At 51.4% G+C, this 597-nt stretch carries 1 pseudogene; it reads right to left on the bottom strand.

The features are described from left to right. Positions 1-539 (bottom strand): annotated as a pseudogene (locus tag GVK32_RS28710) (IS1 family transposase); the annotation flags it as partial. Positions 540-597 lie beyond the last annotated feature (58 nt).

Raw genomic sequence — 597 nt, forward strand, 5'->3', positions numbered from 1 at the left:
TCAGGTGCTTCTCCTTCGGGACTTCTCTGGCATAGCTGCCCCAGTTGTCACTGGTTATCATACCGATGCTGAACGGCGTTAACAGGGCCAATAACTCCCGGCAGGTCTCATCTGTACGCGGACCAAAGGTGTAGGCCAGTATGCCGCCTGTTTTGGTGTTGTAAGCGTACCATAGCCAGTGTTGTAGGGCTTTACTGCCAACAAAGGCCCACTGCTCATCGAGTTCACAGATAAGCGCTACGTCGGCATGAGCGACCGGAGAAGAGGTTATCCGGCGGGGCGTGAGTTTTTTAAAGCCCGAATGACGGTGTTGATACCGATTTTTAGCGTTCTGGCGGTATCCCGGATACCTGAGCCGTTATGCGACATATCAATGATTTGCTCTTTGACTCCCGGCTTTCTGGCTTCATAGCGATAGGAAAGCTGGAATACACGGTGACAACGCTGGCAGCGGAATCTCTCACGCTTAGTCGGGCTGAGTCCATGTCGGTAAACTTCATCTGAATCACATCGGGGCAATGGACTGTGACGGTAGCCATGAAAACACCTCAAATAACGGCAGGATATCATAAGATCCAACCATTCAGAGCCATTACC

Source organism: Klebsiella sp. 18074 (assembly GCF_902705905.1).
Lineage (GTDB): Bacteria > Pseudomonadota > Gammaproteobacteria > Enterobacterales > Enterobacteriaceae > Klebsiella > Klebsiella terrigena.